The 17,406-nt window shown below is 70.1% G+C and carries 17 protein-coding genes; 7 read left to right on the top strand and 10 right to left on the bottom strand.

The genetic code is table 11. The annotated features are described in order from the left end of the window. Positions 1–171: 171 nt before the first annotated feature. On the top strand, positions 172–1,404 hold the full coding sequence (locus K7C20_RS05045) for a GDSL-type esterase/lipase family protein (protein WP_030079615.1): 1,233 nt from the start codon (positions 172–174) through the stop codon (positions 1,402–1,404). Between the two features lie 116 nt (positions 1,405–1,520). Beyond that, complete coding sequence (locus K7C20_RS05040) at positions 1,521–1,676, top strand: hypothetical protein (RefSeq protein ID WP_167352493.1); 156 nt, start codon at positions 1,521–1,523, stop codon at positions 1,674–1,676. 121 nt (positions 1,677–1,797) lie between these two features. On the opposite strand, the gene K7C20_RS05035 is transcribed toward K7C20_RS05040, so the two are convergent. The 6 genes from K7C20_RS05035 to K7C20_RS05010 form a co-directional block, all read right to left on the bottom strand. Continuing rightward, positions 1,798–3,069: an adenosylhomocysteinase gene (locus tag K7C20_RS05035; RefSeq protein ID WP_030079617.1), complete on the bottom strand. Its 1,272-nt coding sequence runs from the start codon at positions 3,067–3,069 to the stop codon at positions 1,798–1,800. Positions 3,070–3,161: 92 nt separating this feature from the next. After that, the gene (locus K7C20_RS05030) at positions 3,162–3,698 is read right to left on the bottom strand and encodes a phosphoribosyltransferase family protein (RefSeq protein WP_030079619.1); all 537 of its coding nucleotides are present in this window, start codon (positions 3,696–3,698) and stop codon (positions 3,162–3,164) included. Positions 3,699–3,769: 71 nt separating this feature from the next. Then, positions 3,770–4,489 carry a beta/alpha barrel domain-containing protein gene (locus tag K7C20_RS05025; RefSeq protein ID WP_078952958.1) on the bottom strand — a complete coding sequence of 240 codons (720 nt, stop codon included), beginning with the start codon at positions 4,487–4,489 and terminating at the stop codon, positions 3,770–3,772. After that, a complete protein-coding gene (prs, locus tag K7C20_RS05020; protein WP_053208750.1) occupies positions 4,473–5,549 on the bottom strand; it encodes a ribose-phosphate diphosphokinase in 1,077 nt (358 codons plus the stop codon). The genes K7C20_RS05025 and prs overlap by 17 nt, the downstream gene beginning before the upstream one ends. Then, on the bottom strand, positions 5,546–6,220 hold the full coding sequence (locus K7C20_RS05015; protein ID WP_048829205.1) for an HAD family hydrolase: 675 nt from the start codon (positions 6,218–6,220) through the stop codon (positions 5,546–5,548). Before K7C20_RS05015 ends, prs begins: the two co-directional genes overlap by 4 nt. Next, complete coding sequence (locus K7C20_RS05010; protein ID WP_245170991.1) at positions 6,217–6,810, bottom strand: LOG family protein; 594 nt, start codon at positions 6,808–6,810, stop codon at positions 6,217–6,219. The genes K7C20_RS05015 and K7C20_RS05010 overlap by 4 nt, the downstream gene beginning before the upstream one ends. A gap of 194 nt (positions 6,811–7,004) precedes the next feature. Here K7C20_RS05010 and K7C20_RS05005 point away from each other — a divergent pair, with 194 nt between their 5' ends. After that, a complete protein-coding gene (locus K7C20_RS05005; protein ID WP_053208749.1) occupies positions 7,005–7,973 on the top strand; it encodes a LacI family DNA-binding transcriptional regulator in 969 nt (322 codons plus the stop codon). A 97-nt stretch (positions 7,974–8,070) separates the two neighbouring features. Then, positions 8,071–9,270: an MFS transporter gene (locus tag K7C20_RS05000; RefSeq protein ID WP_053209911.1), complete on the top strand. Its 1,200-nt coding sequence runs from the start codon at positions 8,071–8,073 to the stop codon at positions 9,268–9,270. Between the two features lie 96 nt (positions 9,271–9,366). Here the strand turns inward: K7C20_RS05000 and K7C20_RS04995 are convergent, their stop codons facing one another. The 4 genes from K7C20_RS04995 to K7C20_RS04980 all read right to left on the bottom strand — a co-directional run bounded on the left by K7C20_RS04995 (position 9,367) and on the right by K7C20_RS04980 (position 13,063). After that, entirely contained in the window at positions 9,367–10,677 is a 1,311-nt protein-coding gene (locus tag K7C20_RS04995; RefSeq protein WP_078953445.1) for an MFS transporter, read from the bottom strand. Between the two features lie 90 nt (positions 10,678–10,767). Further along, entirely contained in the window at positions 10,768–11,346 is a 579-nt protein-coding gene (locus K7C20_RS04990) for a nitroreductase family protein (RefSeq protein WP_245171613.1), read from the bottom strand. A gap of 13 nt (positions 11,347–11,359) precedes the next feature. Continuing rightward, the gene (locus K7C20_RS04985) at positions 11,360–12,340 is read right to left on the bottom strand and encodes an arginase family protein (RefSeq protein ID WP_078953446.1); all 981 of its coding nucleotides are present in this window, start codon (positions 12,338–12,340) and stop codon (positions 11,360–11,362) included. A gap of 138 nt (positions 12,341–12,478) precedes the next feature. Beyond that, entirely contained in the window at positions 12,479–13,063 is a 585-nt protein-coding gene (locus K7C20_RS04980; protein ID WP_030079646.1) for a cysteine hydrolase family protein, read from the bottom strand. 169 nt (positions 13,064–13,232) lie between these two features. Here K7C20_RS04980 and K7C20_RS04975 point away from each other — a divergent pair, with 169 nt between their 5' ends. Genes K7C20_RS04975 through hypF form a run of 3 tightly spaced genes read left to right on the top strand, consistent with a single transcriptional unit; the run spans position 13,233 to position 17,403 of the window. Then, positions 13,233–14,039: a hypothetical protein gene (locus K7C20_RS04975; protein WP_245171600.1), complete on the top strand. Its 807-nt coding sequence runs from the start codon at positions 13,233–13,235 to the stop codon at positions 14,037–14,039. Between the two features lie 35 nt (positions 14,040–14,074). Then, positions 14,075–15,085, top strand: a complete 1,011-nt coding sequence (hypE, locus tag K7C20_RS04970) for a hydrogenase expression/formation protein HypE (RefSeq protein ID WP_078953447.1) — start codon at positions 14,075–14,077, stop codon at positions 15,083–15,085. Next, positions 15,085–17,403: a carbamoyltransferase HypF gene (hypF, locus tag K7C20_RS04965; protein ID WP_030079655.1), complete on the top strand. Its 2,319-nt coding sequence runs from the start codon at positions 15,085–15,087 to the stop codon at positions 17,401–17,403. Before hypE ends, hypF begins: the two co-directional genes overlap by 1 nt. The last annotated feature ends 3 nt before the right edge of the window (positions 17,404–17,406 follow it).

The raw sequence follows: 17,406 nt of genomic DNA, 5'->3' as shown, positions 1-17,406 counted from the left end.
CTACGCCAATGTGGCCTGGAACCCGGTGACGGCCACGGTCGGCGAGCAGAGGGTGGCCGAAGGGCTGGCCGGGGCGGCCGGTAGTCGGCGGTCGGCGACCGCCGGTCGTCAGCCACCGAGGGGGCGGAAAACCATTGGGCAGGCCATGCATCTGGCCCGCACAATGCCACCATGGACGACTGGCTCGACGACGCCCCCGGTGCCCCCACGACGGCCTCGGCGTCCCCGGCGGTGGACTGGATCACCACACCCCTCACCGCCAACCTCCTGCGCGGCGCCCTGGATCTGGAGCACACCGAACACGGGGTGCTGCCGCACCGGCTGCCCGCCCGGGCCCGTGCCCAGTGCACCGACGGGCAGCTGGCGATGGCGGAGGCCCAGGCCTCCGGCGTACGGCTGGTGTTCCGCACGCGGGCCACCGCCATCGAGCTGGACGCACTCCGCACCAAGAACGCGTACCAGGGCGCCCCGCCCCGCCCCGATGGCGTGTACGACCTGCTCGTCGACGGCCGGCCGGCCGGGCAGGCCGGCGTCCCCGGCGGGAACGTCCTGATGATCGACATGGCCACCGGATCCGCGGAAATCCGGCCCGGCCCGGTCGGCACCCTCCGTTTCACCGGGCTCCCGGACCGCGTCAAGGACGTCGAGATCTGGCTGCCGCACAACGAGATCACCCAGCTCGTCGCCCTGCGCACCGACGCACCCGTCGAGCCCCTGCCCGATGCGGGCCACAAGAAGTGGCTGCACCACGGCAGTTCGCTCAGCCACGGCTCCGACGCCGCGAGCCCCAGCACCACTTGGCCCGCGCTGGCCGCTTCCCTCGGCGGCGTGGAACTGACCAACCTGGGGCTGGGCGGCAGCGCCCTGCTCGACCCGTTCACCGCCCGTGCCCTGCGCGACACCCCCGCGGACCTGATCAGCGTCAAGATCGGCATCAACCTCGTCAACGCCGACCTGATGCGCCTGCGCGCGTTCGGCCCCGCGGTGCACGGCTTCCTCGACACCATCCGTGAGGGGCACCCCAGCACTCCGCTCCTGGTCGTCTCGCCCATCCTGTGCCCGATCCACGAGGACACCCCCGGCCCCAGCGCCCCGGACTTCAGCAACCTCAGCGCGGGAAAGCTCCAGTTCCGGGCCGCGGGCGATCCCGCGGAACGGGCCGGCGGGAAGCTGACCCTCAACGTCATCCGGGAGGAACTGGCCCGCCTCGTGAAGCAGCGGGCAGCCGACGACCCGAACCTGCACTACCTCGACGGCCGAGACCTCTACGGCGAGGCGGACTTCGCCGAGCTGCCGCTGCCCGACCAGCTCCACCCGGACGCCGCCACACACCGCCGCATCGGCGAACGCTTCGCCGCCCTGGTCTTCGGCTCCGGCGGCCCGTTCACCGCCAAGCGCGCGTGATACGCCAGGTCGAGTCGCTGTCAGCCGCTCCGAAGCCGTCCTCGCAGCCCAGGCCGTCGAACGACCTGGGCGTTAGGCTCGGTTTGTATGCACTTGTACCGACTGCGGAGGCGGTCATGAGGCAGAACGACGAGTACCCGACTCCGTCGCAGGCCGAGGGCGAGAGGCTGGAGGAGGACAGGGACCCGGCCGAGCAGCGACACCCCGCGACGACCCGCACCCAGCCGTCCCAGGCGGAGGGCGAGCGTACGGCGGAGGACGACGAACGCTGACCGGGCCGCAGCGGAAGCCAACCTGCCTATCCACTGCCCGGCGCGGCAGCCGACCGGCCGACCAGCCGACCGACCGGCCGACCAGCCGACTGCCGCGCCCGTGTCGTAGGGGAGGGAGCCGTCAGGCGCTGCCCTGATCCCAGGAGTGCAGGTACGCGATCTGCGCTTCGCTGAGGGTGTCGATGTCGATGCCCAGCGTCTGGAGTTTGAGGTGTGCCACCTGGTCGTCGATGTCCGCGGGCAGGGTGTGGACGCGGCGGTCCAGGTCCGCGGCGTTCTTGAGCAGGTACTCACAACCCAGGACCTGGTTGGTGAAGGACATGTCCATCAGCGTCGCCGGGTTTCCCTCGGCCGCGGCGAGATTCACCACCTCCCCCGCGGAGAGCAGGTTGATCCGCCGGCCGTCGGCGAGCGTGTACTGGTCGATGCCGGGACGGGGTCGGGTGTGCTTGAGCGCCGCGGCGCGCAGTGCCGGCACATCGATCTCCACGTCGAAGTGGCCGGAGTTGCACACGAGGGCGCCGTCGGGCATGCGGGCGAAGTGCTCCGCCCCGAGGACGTTCTTGTTGCTGGTGACCGTGATGAAGATGTCGCCCAGTTCCGCGGCTCGGTCCATCTCCATGACCCGGTACCCGTCCATGACGGCCTCCAGGGCCCGGACATGGTCCACCTCGGTCACCAGGACATCGGCGCCCATACCGCGGGCCCGTGCCGCGACGCCCTTTCCGCACATCCCGTAACCGGCCACGACCACCCGTGAGCCGGCGACCAGGGTGTTCGTCAGCCGCAGGATGGCGTCCATGGTGCTCTGTCCGGTGCCGTAGCGGTTGTCGAACAGATGCTTGGTGCGGGCCTCGTTGACCGCGACGACGGGGTACCGCAGCAGCCCGTCGGCCTCGAGGCTGCGAATGCGCTGGATGCCGGCCGTGGTCTCCTCCAGTCCCGCGATGACGTCGGACGCGGCATCGCTGCGCGCGCCGTGCAGCAGACCGGTCAGATCCGCGCCGTCGTCGATGACCAGGTGCGGGCGGGCGTCCAGGACACGGTGGCAGTGGGTGGAGTAGGTCTCGCGGTCCTCGCCCTGGATGCCGTAGACGTACACGCCCTGCTGGGCGGCGTAAGCGGCTACCGCGTCGTTCGTCGTCCGTACGTTGGAGGCGCACAGGAAGACCTCGGCGCCGCCGGCCCGGAGGGTCAGAGCGAGGTTGGCGGTCTCGGTCGTGATGTGCACGGCAATGGCGATGCGCTTGCCCTGGAAGGGCTTCTCGACGGCGTAACGCTCGCGTATCCGCGCCAGGATGGGCATCGATTGGGCCGACCAGTCGCACAGTCCTTCGCCATGGCCGGCGAGGCCGATGTCGGCGACCTCGCTGGCATGGATGGTGGGCGTCATCGTGCAACTCCTAGGTGTTCGATGGGGTACGGGTGAGGGTCCGGGAGGGGGAGGCGTACGGAAGCGAGCAGCGAGCAGCGAGCGGGGTGGCGCTAATCCGTGTAGACGGGCAGATGCAGCAGCGACTCGACGTCCGGCCTGCGCTCCCCTTCGGTGGCCACGGTCAACACCTGCTGCACCGTGCCGCCGGCCGCGGCGACGAGTTCATGGAGGGCCTTGAGGGTGCCGCCGCTGCTGATGACCTCGTCGACGACGGCGACCCGGCGGCCCTCGATGAGCGCCGCGTCGTCCTCACCGAGGAAGAGTTCCTGCTGTCCCGGTGTTCCGATGCTCTGTACGGGGACGCGGAGCGGCTTGGCCATGTTGGGGCGCAGCTTCTTGCGGGCGATCACGTAGGGGCGCCCGGAGTGCTCGGCGAGTTCGTGGGCGAGCAGGATGCCCCCGGTCTCCGGGCCCACGATGACATCGACGTCCGCCGGCATCCGCTCGGCCAGTGCGCGTGCGCAGGCGACGGTGAGTTCCACGTCGCCGTACAGCTTGAGGAAGGCGATCCGGGCATCGTCCGCCACCCGTACGATCGGCAGCTCGCGGCGGACGTCGCCGATGGTGATGGTGTGCGTGAGCGTCATGAGCAACGGTCCTTGATCTTCGTCGGTCGGGGGGATCGGTCGGGGATGAGGGGATGAGGGGACGCCGGAGGTCAGGCGGGGGAGAGGGCGGTGAGCGCCAGGGCCAGTTCGTCCAGGCGGTTGCCTTCCGGGCCGCGTCGCGGGAAGACCGTGCTGCCCAGGACGAGTTGGCCGGCCCCGGCGGACACCAGCCGCGCGACGGTGGCCGGTCCGACCGCCCCGTCGGCTTCGACCCGCCGGACGATGCCGCGTGCGCGCAGCTCAGCGGCTTCGGCGAGGGTGAGCAGGGCCTCGTCGCGGAACGGCCGTCCCACGCCGCCCGGTTCGACGCTCATCACCGTCAGCTGGGCGGGGGCCAGCTGCTCGATCAGCGCACGGTCCAGTCCCTCGCCCGGGTCGATGACCAGGCCCACTTCGGCGGGCCCGGCGGCGATGCGCTGCAAGCAGGCCAGGACCTGGGGGGTGACGGTGCGCTGGTGGACGCAGATGGTGGCCGCCCCGCGTGCCGCGGCCTGCTCCAGCAGGTCACCGGGGCGTGCCAGCATGGCGTGGACGTCGATCGGCAGGCCGCAGGTGGCCGCCAGGTCGCTGATGGTCTCCAGGGGCAGTCCGACGTTCCGGGCGAAGGCCGGGTCGATGAGATCGACGTGCAGCCGGCTGATCCCCAACGTCCTTAATTGCGCGACGTGTTCACCGAGCCGGGTCTGGTCGAGGCAGACCACGGACATGGACAAGGCCGGGCTCAGGGTGGTCGGGGGAACGGTAGCGAGCAGCTCAGTGGGAGCCTGCATGTGCGGTGGGCCTTTCCGCTGAAGGGGGCTGGGCAGGGAGGACTTGTTCGGCGACGGCGTCGGCGATCAGTGGGAGGACGGCGGTGACGTCGATACCGGGGATACGGGGGCGGTGGCCCGCCGCGTCGGTGGTGAGGACGCGGTGCACCGTTCCGTCCCGCAGGGCAGCGGCCAGCCGCTGTTCGCCGGTCGGGGTGGGACGCAGATGGGTCGCCGCGCAGAGCACCTGGCACCCGTCGAACTCCGCCCGCGCCAGCCGGGCCACCGCCAGCATCGTTCCCGCACTGGTGATCAGGTCGTCCACGATGATGGCGCGGTCGGCAGGGCCGGGTGCGGACGAGGTGAGGGTCGCGGTGACGGCGTCCGGACCGGTGCGGCGTTTCGTGGCGGTGATCACCGGAAGCCGTAGCCGGTCGCCGATCCTGCGGACCTGGTGGGCGGCCCCCGCATCAGGGGCCACGAGCACCGTGCGGCCGGGCACGACCCAGGGGTGCACCAGGGACATCAGCGCCGCATCCGTGGGGAGTTGCACCAGGTCCATCGGCTCGCTGAGTCGTCCGAGACGGTCCTGGGCGCCCGAGGCCAGGGTGATGAGCTGGTCGATACCGGCCGTCGCGGCGAGCTGTGCCAGCAAGCCGGCCATGATCGGGCGGCGTTCGCCGGGTACGTGCCGGTCGTGGCGCGCATAGGCGAGGTGCGGGACGACGGCGGTCACCTTCCGGGCCCCGTGCTCCCGGTAGGCACGGGCCACGGCCAGCAGTGCCATCGCCGACTGGTCGACCTGTTCGGCGGGTCCGGTCAGGGACTGGTGGATGACCACGTGCGCCCCCGTGGGGTCCCCGGGCAGGTCCACACACAGCTCACCGTCGGGGAACCGTCCGTCGACCTGTCCGTGTGTCCCGGTGGTCAGGCCGCGTCGGCTCAGGGCGTCGTGGAGAGCGCCGAGCCCGCCGGGGAAGTCCTCGGCGAAGGACCGGCAGATGACGGTGACGGTGCCGGCACCGGGAGCGGGCGAGGCGGCCGTGGTGGCGGAGGGCACGGCGCGGCCGGGCGCGCTCATGAGGTGAACTCCGCGTCAGGGCAGACCAGGCGCAGCGCCCCGCGCAGATCGTCGCCCTGGTAGTGGTGGGCGGCCAGTGCGGTCAGGGCCGGGGAGGCATTGACGGCGACCGTGTGCCGGAGGGTGCGAAAGAGCGGCAGGTCGGACGTCGAGTCGCCGAAGGCGATGACGTCGTCGGCCGTGATGCCCAGGTCGGTCCGGAGTTTCTCGACGATCAGCGGCTTGTCCTCGGGGTTGAGGATGTCGTCGGGGTAGTCGGACGCGAAGATGTGGTCGAATCCGTCGAGACACTCGGCGAACTCCCTGTGCGACATCGTGACCAGGACGGTTGTCGTCCCGTGCGTGCGCAGCCATGTCAGACAGTCCTGGATGCCGTGGAGGAAGCGTGCGGCGTCGAACGCCTGGCGGTAGACGGCCTTGCCGCCTGCGCTCCAGCACCGCAGAGCGCTGACCGCGAAGGCGCGACTGTCGATCTCGCCCCGGCCGTACGCCGCTTCCAGGTCGTGAATGTCCATGTGCCTGCCGACCACCCGGGCGATCTCCCGGCAGGAGGTCGTCTCCGGAAGCAAGGTGCCGTCGAGGTCGAACACGGCGAGTGCCGGGGCGGGGGGAGCGGCACCGGAGGGCTCGGAGCGGGCGTCCGTGGCAGCCGGGCGGGGTGCGGTGGTCATGCCTCCGCCACCTCTTCGAACAGATGCGGAAGCGCACGGTGGCTCGCGAGCCGGGAGAGCAGGACGTGCGGATCGTCTTCGACGATCACGTTGCCGAGGTAGCGCCGGTGCACGAAGCCTTCGTCGGCGGCGTGCTCCAGGAACCTCAGGAGCGGGGTGTAGTAACCGTTGGTGTTCAGCAGGGCGCACGGCTTGGAGTGCAGTCCGAGCTGGGCCCATGTCAGGACCTCGAACAGTTCCTCCGCGGTGCCGAAACCGCCCGGCATCGCGACGAAGGCGTCTCCCAACTCGGCCATCAACGCCTTGCGTTCATGCATGGTCCGGACGACGCGCAGGTCGGTGAGGGCGGTGTGCGCGACCTCGTACCGGACGAGGCTCTGCGGGATCACTCCGGTGACGCGGCTGCCGCCGAGGAGTGCCGCGTCCGCCACGCACCCCATCAGGCCGGTGGAGGCCCCGCCGTAGACCAAGTTCATTCCGGACCGGGCCAACGCCTGGCCTAATTGACGCGCTGCGTCGGCGTAGGCGGGGTGCTCGCCGAGTGAGGCTCCGCAATACACGGTGACGGCCGATTCCATTGACATCTCCATGCGCCGAATGTCGCTGACTGTTATCTCTGGTTGAGCAACCGCATCATACGTATGATGTTCGCTACCAGATCATACGTATGATGTCCGGCGCAAGATCTAACGGAAGCTGAACGTCCGCAGTCCGCAAAAGAGTTGAGGGACCGTTGTCTGAAGGACTTCACAGGGCAGGGAACGCACCGGTTAACGCGCCTCAAATGACAAGCAAGGACTTGGCACGGACGCTTGGCGTGTCGCAGACCACCGTCTCGTTGGTGATGGCGGGAAAGTGGCGTGGTCGCATCTCGGCCAAAATGGCGAAGAAGGTCCTCGATGCGGCGGCCGATATGGGTTACCGGCTCAATCTCTCGGCGCGCAATCTGCGATTAGGCCGGACCGGCACGGTGATGCTGGTCGTGCCGTCCCTGACGAACCCCCATTTCGCCGATGTGCACAGCGGAGCGGCCCGCGTCGGCGCCGACCACGGGATCGGGGTGATCGTCTACCCCCTCCAGGGCGAGGACGGGAAGGGCCCGTTCCCCTCTCCCCGGCAAGCCATCGACGGTGTTCTCGCCTGTGCCGTGTCCGCCGGGAGCATCGACGTGCTGCGGGACGGCGTCGCCATGGTCGCCCTCGACAGCGACCCGGACGCCGGCATCTGCTCGGTCACCATGGACGTCGGTGCCGGGATGCGCTCCGCCGTGGACCACCTCGTCCGGCTGGGGCACCAGGACATCCTGCATGTCCGTGCGGAGCGCGACGCCTGGACGTTCGCGCAGCGCACCGAGGCTTTCGACAGCCGGCTCGGGGCGCACCGCCGCGTGCGGGGGCGGAGCCTGGCCGTTCCCTTCGACGGTGCGCGGGCGCGGGAACTGATACTGGCCAGGCTGTGCGACGACAGCTCGGTGACCGCGGTCATCTGCGACGACGACAACCTGGCCGCCTGTGCCTACTCCGCCGCGCACGGCCTCGGACTGTCCATCCCCGGTGATCTGTCCGTCATCGGGTTCGACGACCTGCCCCTCGCCTCCTTGATGGTGCCCGCGCTGACGACGGTGCGCCTTCCCGCCCATGAGCTGGGGCGCCTGGGCATGGAGCAGTTCCTGCGCAACGACACCGTGACGGCCAAGACGGTCATGCCGGTCGAGTTCGTCGAGCGGGCCTCCGTGGGGCCGCCACGGCGGTGAAGGCTCGCAGACGCCCCCGACGCCCCCGACGCCCCCGACGCCCCCGACGCTCCCGACACGCCCGCAGCCCCTCCCTGCCGAAGGAGTTCCTTTCTTCATGCCGCCGGCAATCCTCGCCCTGGCCATCAGCGCCTTCGCGGTCGGCACGACCGAGTTCGTGATCATGGGCCTGCTCTCGGACGTGGCAGCCGACCTGTCCGTCTCCGTGCCCGTGGCCGGCTACCTGGTCTCCGGCTACGCCCTTGGCGTCGTGGCCGGTGCGCTGCCGCTGGCCGCCTTGACCACCCGCTTCCCCCGCCGGGCCGTCCTTGTGCTCCTCATGGCCGTCTTCGTCGTGGGCAACCTCCTCGCGGGCGTCGCCCCCGGGTACGGCTTGCTGATGTCCGCCCGCGTGCTGGTATCACTCGCCCACGGGGCGTTCTTCGGCGTCGCCGCGGTCACCGCCGCGGACCTCGTCGCCCCGTCCCGGCGGGCGAGCGCCATCTCCCTGATTTTCAGCGGCATGACCGTCTCGACGATTCTCGGGGTACCGCTGGGAACGCTTATCGGCCAGCATTTTGGCTGGCGGACCACCTTTCTGAGCGTGGCACTGATCGGTTTCGTCGGACTCCTCAGCATTCTTGTGCTGATGCCCGCGCAACCGCGCCCCCCGGGCGGTGGTCTCCGCGCGGAATTGGGCGCTTTCCGCCGGAAACAGGTCTGGGTCACTCTCACCGTCACCATGCTGGTTTCCGCAGCGATTTTCGCGTCCTTCACCTACATCGAGCCGATGCTTGTCAAGGTGAGCGGTTTTGCGCCGAGTGCCGTGACGGTCATTCTCATGCTCTATGGCATCGGGATGTCCGTCGGAAATCTGCTGGGTGGACACCTTGCCGGTAAATTCCCGGTCGCCACGCTGCACGGCACGCTCGTCGTGTTGGCGGTGCTGCTTGCGGTCTTCGCCTACAGCATCCATTTCCGGACACCTGCTGTGATCACCCTGACGCTGCTGGGGTTGTGCGGGACCGCCGCGATTCCCACGTTGCAGCACCGCATCATGCAGGTGGCCTCCGAAGCACGCACTCTCGCCTCGGCCGCGAACGTCGCCGCGCTCAATGTCGGCAACGCACTCGCCGCCTGGCTCGGCGGCGCCGCCATCGGCGCAGGCTTCGGCTACGCCTCGCCCAATCTGGTCGGTGCCGTGCTAGCCGTGGCCGCCACCCTCCTCGTCGTCGTGGCCGACCTCACCGCCCGCGGGCGGGACCGCAACGGGACGGCGCAACGAGCCGACGAGCAGGTGCACACCCCCGCTTCATGACGGTGGTACGGCCCCTCGATGACGGTGGTACGGCCGCCGCTCCATGACAGTGGTACGGCCCGCTCTCGCGGGTCCGGCTACGGGGCCGGCAACGGATCAGTCGGCCGGAGCCGGGGCGGCCGCTGCCTTGGGGCGCGGCGGCCGGGTGAGCGCGGGTGTCACCAATCCGGTGAGCGCGAGCAAGGCCGCCAGCCCCGCCCAGCCTGCCGGACCCACGTCCACGACGGCCATCACCAGCACCGCCGGCCCCGCAACCGTGCAGCCGGTGGCCCCGAGTTGGTAGACGCTCAGGTAGTAGGTGCGCTGGGCCTCGGGGGCGAGCCCGTAGGAGATCCCCCAGCCGCCCGCCGACTGCCACAGCTCGCCCAGCGTCAGCGCGACCGCGGCGAGCAACAACAGGAAGGTGGCCGTCAGTCCGTCCACGGACCGGGTGAACGCGACGAGCACGCAGAACGCGGCCAGCGCCAGTCCGGCGAGCCGCTGCTTGCGGCCGGCGCGCCCGAGGTCGTCCCCGCCCTTGCTGAGCCGGATCTGCAACATCACCGCCATCACGGTGTTGATCGTCAGCGCCACACCCACGAGGGCGCGCGGCGCATCGGTACGGGTGACGACCCACAGCGGGAAGGCCACGGACAGGATCGGCATATGGGCGTACAGGATCCCGTTCGTGACGGACAGCAGCAGGAACCGCACGTCCCTGAACGGCAGCAGCTTCGATCCGGCCGACTCCTTGGAGCTGTGGTCCACCGCCCGGCGTGGCAGCCGCAGTCTCAGCAGCAGCATCCCCGACACGAAGAACCCCAGCGCGTTGAACAGCACGAACACGACGTAGGCGCGAGGGGACGCCCAGGTGATCACGGCGGTGGCGGCCAGGGCGGAGAGCGCGTACGCGGAATTGCGGGCCACCGCGACCACGGCCATGGCCTCCACCATGGAGCCCTCCTCGCTGGTGGCTCCCGCGACCGACTGGATGATGGGCATCGCGGCCCACTCCACCGCGCCGACCAGACAGGCCACCACAAGGAACAGCCCGAAGCCGTCGACCAGGGGATAGACCAGGAACGCCGCAGCCCGCCACAGTTGCAGTGCCACCAGGACGGGCCCGTCACCGAACCGGTCCGCGAGCCAGCCGATGGGAATGGCGCACACCAGCCCCACCAGGCCCGCGATCGACAGCCCCAGTCCGACCTGCGCGTTGGTGAGCCCGATGACCTGCGTGTAGAAGAGCGCGGAGCCCGCGAGGAAGATGCCACGGCCCGCGGCGTCGACGAAGGCGACCAGCAGGAAGGTGCGGGCCGCCCGCCCCTCGGGAACGCTGCGTGCCGCGCGACGGGCCCATGCGGCCGGGCCCTGCCCGGGCGGGGGCGTCCGTTCGTGCGACGGCGTCAACTCGTCACTCGGTTCCACTGGTGCGCTCTGCCTTTCTCAACCGGTCGAGACCGGCTGGGTCGAGTCTTCGGGCGGTCCTCGCCGACCGGGCGCCCGCTCGGCCCGTGGTCAGGGACCGGCGACGTCGCCGGCCTTCGAGGCCGTGGCGGCCGCTCCGGGGAAGGCCGAGACCTTGGCCGCCACGTCCTCGCGCGGCCGCCGCAGGAGCCGCGCCTGCGCGTCGGGTGTGCCGATGTCCAGGGAGCCCAGCACCCGTTCGGCGGGCGACAGCCCCAGGAGCTCACGGACGCCTTCACTACGGCACAGCGCTCCGGTCCGCCAGATGCTGCCGTAGCCACGGGCATGCAGCAGCATCATCATCGCGTACACCATCGAGCTGGTGCCCGCCAGTTGCTCCCACTCCTGGACGCGGTGGTCCAGGCGCGGCACGAAGATCAGCACCGCCTTGAGCGGAGAGCGCAGCATCTTCCGTCTGGCCCGCTCCTGCCGGCCCGGCGGCGCCTCGGCGGCCAGGCAGTCGCCGAGTGCCTCCCGGCCGTCGCCGCGCAACAGGACCCACCGCCACGGCCGGAGCGAGCCGTGGTCGGGGGCGGTGGCCGCGCCTCCCAGCAGGTAGGTGAACTCCGCGTCGGTGGGGGCCGGGGCGCTGAGCAGATGGCTGCTGCGCCGCGTCAGGATGGCCGTCATGACGTCCACGGCGTCACTCCTCGGGGAGACGGGGCGGATGCGCCACGGGGCGGTGGCCGGGGGGCGGCGGTGAGCCCGGTCCGTGGGTCCGGGCCGCGATGCGGGCGAGGTACGCGGTGGTGAGGGCCATGACCGCGTGTCCGGTCATCCCGCCGACGTCGTGTGCCGGGGCGAACTCCACGATGTCGTAGGCGAGTACGGGCTCGGGAAGGTCTTCGATGAGGCCGAGCAGCTCACCGGTGCCGATCCCGCCGGCGACCGGCGTGCCGGTGCCGGGGACGCACGAGGCGTCGAGCACATCGATGTCGAGCGTGACGTAGAAATGGCTGACCCGCTCGGCGATGTCGGCCAGATGTCGCCGGTAACTCTCCCGGGCCGCCCGGGGATCGTCCGCGAAGTGCGCGGCCCGGACCTCACGGATGCCGTGCTTCTCGATGAAGGCGGTCTCGCCCGCGTCGTAGGCGCGGGTGCCGACCAGCAGCACGTTCTCCGGGGCGACCGCGCCGTCCTCGATGATGCGGCGCAGCGGCGAGCCGTGGGAGATCCCGGACCCCTGGTAGCCGTCGAGCACGTCCGGGTGCGCGTCGAACCACACGAGCCCGAGGCGCCGGCCGGTGCCCGCCGCGGCCACGATGGGATAGGTCACCGAGTGGTCCCCGCCGTAGGTCAGGACGGGCACCGTGACCTCGCGGAAGACCTCCTGGTAGACCTCGGCGAGGTGCGCGATCGACCGGGGGAGGTCGAACCGCCAGGTCGGGATGTCGCCGAGGTCCCGCAGCCGCACCGCCGAGGCGTCACGGCCATGACGATCGGTCGTCTTGAGGCGGGGGGTGAGCTCCCGCACCCTGGCGGGCCCGAGCGAGGCGCCGCCCGCACCGCCCGCGCCCCCCTCGAAAGGCACCCCGATGACGAGGAGATCCGGTTCCTGCTCTGTGTCGGGGGGCAGCGCGAGCCCGTTCCAGGCGTGGGCCCCCGCTGTCACTGCCACGTCCATGGGACGCCTCCTTGAGGATTGCGCGCGGGAGCCTTCGACAGGAGCCGGGCACGATCACGGTGCCGGCGACGGGCCGGGTGTGCTCCCGCGGTGTGCGGTGGGTCCGCGTACCCGGCCGTCCGAGCAGGCCGGCGGGCCCTAGGGAAGCGCCGCAACGGAGAAGTCGAAGCCCTCCTCGTCACCGATACGCCGGGCCACCTCGGCCATCGGTGCCACCACGGCGCAGTAGGACCCCAGCCATTCCAGGGCCCGCGTGCGGTCCTCCTCGCGGGTGGAGACGACCCCGTCGGAGGGCACGACCACGTTGTAGCCGCGGAAGTGCGCGTCCGCCGCAGTCGTCTGGATGCAGACCTGCGCCTGCATCCCCGTGATGATCACGGTGTCGATGTCGTTCTTCTGCAGGTAGTCGTGCAGGTCCGTCTCGAAGAAGCCGCTGTCCTTCTTCTTCTCCATGACGATGTCGCCGGGGTCCACGAACTCCGGGAGCAGCTCGGCCCCGCGGGTGCCGCGCAGCACGGGGATGCGCCCGTCGTGGTACTCGATCTTCTTGTCGTCCTCGTCGTAGACCAGTTGCAGATGGATCACCGGTACCCGAAGCTCCCGCATCCGGGCCAGGAACTCCTGGAACGCAGGGGTCATCTCCTGCACATTCGCCTTGCGCTGCTCGTTCTTGTCGACCAGGTCACGCTGGAGGTCGTTGGTGAGGATTGCGTATCGAGGCATATGACTTCCCTGGCTTCGGGAGTGGGGTTCCGGTGCAGTCGGCCAAACGACGGCGAGCGTAGTCATACGAATGACCTGTTCGCAACAGATCGGAACTTTCCCACCGTCAAACCTGAAGCTCAGAAGCCAAGTTGCAGTCGTGGCTTCCTCTTGTTCTTCAGTCATGCGTATGACTAACCTGCGACACAGCAGGCACCGGGCCACCCCGGGTGCCGCTGCGCAGCACGTCCCCTTCACCATCATCAGAGAGAAGAGGCTTGCCATGGCCGAGCGCCTGTCCGTGCAGATCGACGCCGAGAACGACGCCTTCACCAACGCCGTGAAGGACCAGCTGTTCAAGGCCCTGTCACAAGCCGAGACGGAATCGCTGGAGTGGCTGGTGATGGAGCATTACCAGTTCTCCTTCGCCAACAAGGGCCTGCTCCAGAAGGCCGTGGACTGCACCAAGAAGCTGGCCGACGCAGGGGTCTCGGTCGAACTCCAGCGCAATGTGGACGAGGAGGACGGCCACGCCCCGATGTACAAGAAGGGCATGCTGGAGGCGGGTACCGACATGGACAAGCGGGTGGAGTTCCCCCCGACGACGCGGTTCCTGGCGGACGTCGACGCGCTGTGCGCCCCCGACCCCTCGCGCGCCCTGGGCTCGCTCTACGCGACCGAGACCGCGGCGATCTTCGAGCACGAGGTCCTCTACGAGATCTGCAAGGAGATCTGCGACCGTCGTGGGTTCGCCTACGAGGGCAGCCTGATCAAGCGCTTCCACGACATCCACCTGGAGGACGGCGTGGAGCAGGGGCACAAGGACGGCCTCGCCGCGTTCGTGGACCTCGGCCCGGACGCCGCGGACGGCGACGGCGAGCCGATCGACATGGACGAGGTCCGCAAGGGCGCCCTGGAGGCCATCCGCATCATGCGGGTGTGGTGGGACGCGCTCCTCCAGAAGTCTCTGGGACACTCCGTCCTCTCCGCCGCCTGATCCGACGACCGCAACCGCACACAGGAGGCCGGCGCGTGACGAAGACCGTGGTCCTGGACCATGGAGCCGGTGGAGGGATGAGCCAGGAGCTCATCGCCGGCACCATCGCCTCGATTCTTGGCGACACCTACATCGGCGAAATGGAGGACAGTGCCCTGCTGGAGCTCCCCGGCAGGCGGATCGCCGTCACGACCGACTCCTTCGTGGTGGAGCCGCTGTTCTTCGACGGTGGCGACATCGGGAAGATAGCCGTCGCCGGCACGGTCAACGACCTCGCCGTCAGCGGCTCCCGTCCGCTCTACCTCACGCTCGCGGTCGTCCTCGAAGAGGGCTTCGCGCTGGCCGACTTCCGGCGGATCCTGCACTCCGTACGGGACACCGCGGTGGCGGCGGGGGTGCAGATCGTCGCCGGCGACACCAAGGTCGTACGGCGTGGGGAGGCGGACGGCATCTTCCTCAACACCACGGGTGTCGGGGTGCTCGAACGCCCCCTGCACCTGTCCAGCCGGTCGCTGCGCACAGGGGACCAGGTCATCGTCACCGGCTACCTGGGCGACCACAGCATCCACCTCCTCTCCCAGCGGGAGGGCCTCGGCTTCGAGCACCGGGTGCGCAGCGACTGCGCGGTGCTCAACCATGTGATCGCCGACGTCCTCGATGCCTGCGGCGAGGGGGTGCGGTGCATCCGCGACGTGACCCGAGGGGGCCTGGGCACGGTCGTCAACGAGTTCGCCCAGGCTTCCTCGGCCGCCGTGCTGCTCTCCCAGGCCGATCTGCCCGTCAGGCCGGAGACCGCCATGGCCGCCGACATGCTGGGCGTCGACGTGATGTACCTCGCCAACGAGGGAAACCTCTGCCTCGTCGTCTCCCCGGAGCACACCGAAGCCGCGCTCAAGGCCCTGCACGCCCATGAGGAGTGCGCGCAGGCGGCCGTCGTCGGCAGCGTGGTCGACGGCACGCCGGGAACCGTCCGGATGACCGGTCCGGACGGTCGTGAGAAGACCGTGGACCTGCTCTACGGTGCCCAGCTGCCGAGGCTGTGCTGATGGCCGCGGTGCGCCGTACCTTACGGGTCACCGGTTTCGTCCAGGGGGTGGGTTTCCGCCCCTTCGTCTACCGCCTGGCCACCCGGCACCTGCTGGGCGGCTGGGTGCTCAACGACATGCGCGGCGTCACCATCTGCGTCGAAGGGCCGCGCACCGCGGCGGATGCCTTCGGAACCGACCTGTATGCGCAACTGCCGGGCCTCGCGCGTATCGACACCTGTGAGGTGCTCGCCGAGGAGCCACTGCGGGAGTGGAACTCCACCTTCGCCATCCGGCAGAGCCGTCCCGACGGCGGGTCGGGCGGGCTCGTCACCCCCGACAGTCTCGTCTGCGCGGACTGTGTCACCGAGCTGATGGACCCCGGGGACCGCCGGTACCGCTACCCCCTGATCAACTGCACCAACTGCGGACCGCGTTACAGCATCATCAAAGGCCTTCCCTACGACCGGCCGCTGACCACCATGGCCGACTTCGTGATGTGCCCCGACTGCCAGAAGGAGTACGACTCCGCCGCCGACCGGCGCTTCCACGCCCAGCCCAACGCGTGCTGGTCCTGCGGCCCCCGGGTGCGGCTGCTGTCGGCGGACGGCACGGAAATCGGCGACGGGGACCCGGTGCGGACCGCGGCCCGGATGCTGCGCGACGGACGCATCCTGGCCGTCAAGGCGCTGGGCGGCTATCAGCTCATGGCCGACCCGTACCTGCCCTCGGCGGTGACCGAACTGCGCTCCCGCAAGGAGCGCAGCGCCAAGCCCCTGGCACTGCTGGCCGCCGACACCGCGACGGTCGCGCGCTACGCCCACCTCGACGCCGAGGAGACCCGGCTGCTGGAGTCCCCGGCGCGGCCCATCGTCCTGCTCCGGGCCCGCCGGAGCAGCGGACTGTCACCGGACGTGGCCCCCGGATCCCCCACCTTGGGATTCATGCTGCCGACCACCCCCTTGCAGCACCTCCTGCTGGCGGATACGTCCGGCGTCCTCATCGCCACCAGCGGCAACGCCCCGGACGAGCCCATGGCCCGTACGGAGGAGGAGGCGCTCGCCACTCTCCAGGGCCTGGCCGACGCCTTCCTCGTGCACGACCGCACGATCCATACGCGGGTGGACGACTCCATCGCCCGTGTCGTGCACCGCGCGGACGGGCCGGTCACGGTCCTCCTGCGCCGGGCACGCGGTTTCGTCCCCGATCCCTTGCCGGCGCCCTTCGAGGTGCCGCCGGTCCTCGCCCTCGGGGCCGAACTGAAGAACACCGTCTGCCTCGGGTCCGGCACCTCGCTCTACGTCGGACAGCACATCGGAGACCTCAAGTCACCGGGAAACCAGCGGTTCTTCGCGGACACCATCGGCCACTTGCGCCAGGTCTTCGACGTGACCCCCCGCTACGTCGCGCACGATCTGCACCCGGACTTCCACAGCACCCGCTACGCCCGCTCCTGCGCGGACATGGAGCCGGTGGCCGTGCAGCACCATCACGCGCACATGGCGTCCTGCATGGCCGACAACGGCCTGGACCGCCCGGTCATCGGTGTGATCTTCGACGGCACCGGCTACGGCACCGACGGCACCATCTGGGGCGGCGAGTTCCTCGTCGGCGACTACCGCGGCTTCGAGCGGGCCGGACACCTCGCGCGCTTCCGGCTGCCCGGCGGGGACAAGGCCGTACGCGAACCGGCCCGCGTGGCGATAGCGCTGCTCACCCAGTACTTCGGCCAGGACGCGGCGTCCCTCCCGCTCGGTCTGCTGCGCGACCGGGACCCGTTCGAGGTCGAGGTGCTGATGAAGATGACCGAACGCGGTCTCAACGCCCCGCTGACCTCCAGTATGGGCCGTCTCTTCGACGCCTACTCCGCGCTTCTGGGCGTGTGCGAGGACGTCGGCTACGAAGGGCAGGCCGCCATCGAACTGGAGCAGCTCATCGCGTGGGACCACACGCCGGCGACGCCATGGCCGCTGCGGCTCGACGACGAGGACGGCTGCCTGGTCGTCGATCACCGGCCCTGGCTGGAATCCCTGCTCGCCGGCCTGACGGACGGAATCCACAGCACCGCCGGACTGAGCCGCGCGTTCCACGAGAGTGTGGTGCACGCGGTGGTCGAGGTCTGCCTGCGGCTGTCCCGCACCCACGGGCCGGCCGATGTCGTCCTGAGCGGTGGGGTGTTCCTCAACCAGCACCTGCTGATACGGGCGGAACAGGAACTCGCCGCGGCGGGACTCCGGGTACACACCCACCGGCGGATACCCCCCAACGACGGCGGCGTGTCCGTGGGACAGGCAATGGTGGCGGCGGCACGGGCGGTCGCGACGGACGCAACGAACTGACGA

The sequence above is a fragment of the Streptomyces decoyicus genome (genome assembly GCF_019880305.1).
In the GTDB taxonomy this organism is placed as follows: Bacteria; Actinomycetota; Actinomycetes; order Streptomycetales; family Streptomycetaceae; genus Streptomyces; species Streptomyces decoyicus.
The sequence above is the reverse complement of the archived record's forward strand: the minus strand, read 5'-3'. Positions and strand labels throughout refer to the sequence as shown.

Excerpts from the sequence above, each read along its gene's own strand:
- K7C20_RS05040 (WP_167352493.1), top strand. The coding sequence starts at position 1,521 with ATGAGGCAGAACGACGAGTACCCGACTCCGTCGCAGGCCGAGGGCGAG.
- K7C20_RS05005 (WP_053208749.1), top strand. The coding sequence starts at position 7,005 with ATGACAAGCAAGGACTTGGCACGGACGCTTGGCGTGTCGCAGACCACC.
- K7C20_RS05015 (WP_048829205.1), bottom strand. The coding sequence starts at position 6,220 with ATGACCACCGCACCCCGCCCGGCTGCCACGGACGCCCGCTCCGAGCCC.
- hypF (WP_030079655.1), top strand. The coding sequence starts at position 15,085 with ATGGCCGCGGTGCGCCGTACCTTACGGGTCACCGGTTTCGTCCAGGGG.
- K7C20_RS04980 (WP_030079646.1), bottom strand. The coding sequence starts at position 13,063 with ATGCCTCGATACGCAATCCTCACCAACGACCTCCAGCGTGACCTGGTC.
- K7C20_RS05045 (WP_030079615.1), top strand. The coding sequence starts at position 172 with ATGGACGACTGGCTCGACGACGCCCCCGGTGCCCCCACGACGGCCTCG.
- K7C20_RS04975 (WP_245171600.1), top strand. The coding sequence starts at position 13,233 with ATGACTAACCTGCGACACAGCAGGCACCGGGCCACCCCGGGTGCCGCT.
- K7C20_RS04985 (WP_078953446.1), bottom strand. The coding sequence starts at position 12,340 with ATGGACGTGGCAGTGACAGCGGGGGCCCACGCCTGGAACGGGCTCGCG.
- K7C20_RS05030 (WP_030079619.1), bottom strand. The coding sequence starts at position 3,698 with ATGACGCTCACGCACACCATCACCATCGGCGACGTCCGCCGCGAGCTG.
- K7C20_RS05035 (WP_030079617.1), bottom strand. The coding sequence starts at position 3,069 with ATGACGCCCACCATCCATGCCAGCGAGGTCGCCGACATCGGCCTCGCC.
- prs (WP_053208750.1), bottom strand. The coding sequence starts at position 5,549 with ATGAGCGCGCCCGGCCGCGCCGTGCCCTCCGCCACCACGGCCGCCTCG.
- K7C20_RS05000 (WP_053209911.1), top strand. The coding sequence starts at position 8,071 with ATGCCGCCGGCAATCCTCGCCCTGGCCATCAGCGCCTTCGCGGTCGGC.
- K7C20_RS05010 (WP_245170991.1), bottom strand. The coding sequence starts at position 6,810 with ATGGAGATGTCAATGGAATCGGCCGTCACCGTGTATTGCGGAGCCTCA.
- K7C20_RS04990 (WP_245171613.1), bottom strand. The coding sequence starts at position 11,346 with ATGACGGCCATCCTGACGCGGCGCAGCAGCCATCTGCTCAGCGCCCCG.
- K7C20_RS05025 (WP_078952958.1), bottom strand. The coding sequence starts at position 4,489 with ATGCAGGCTCCCACTGAGCTGCTCGCTACCGTTCCCCCGACCACCCTG.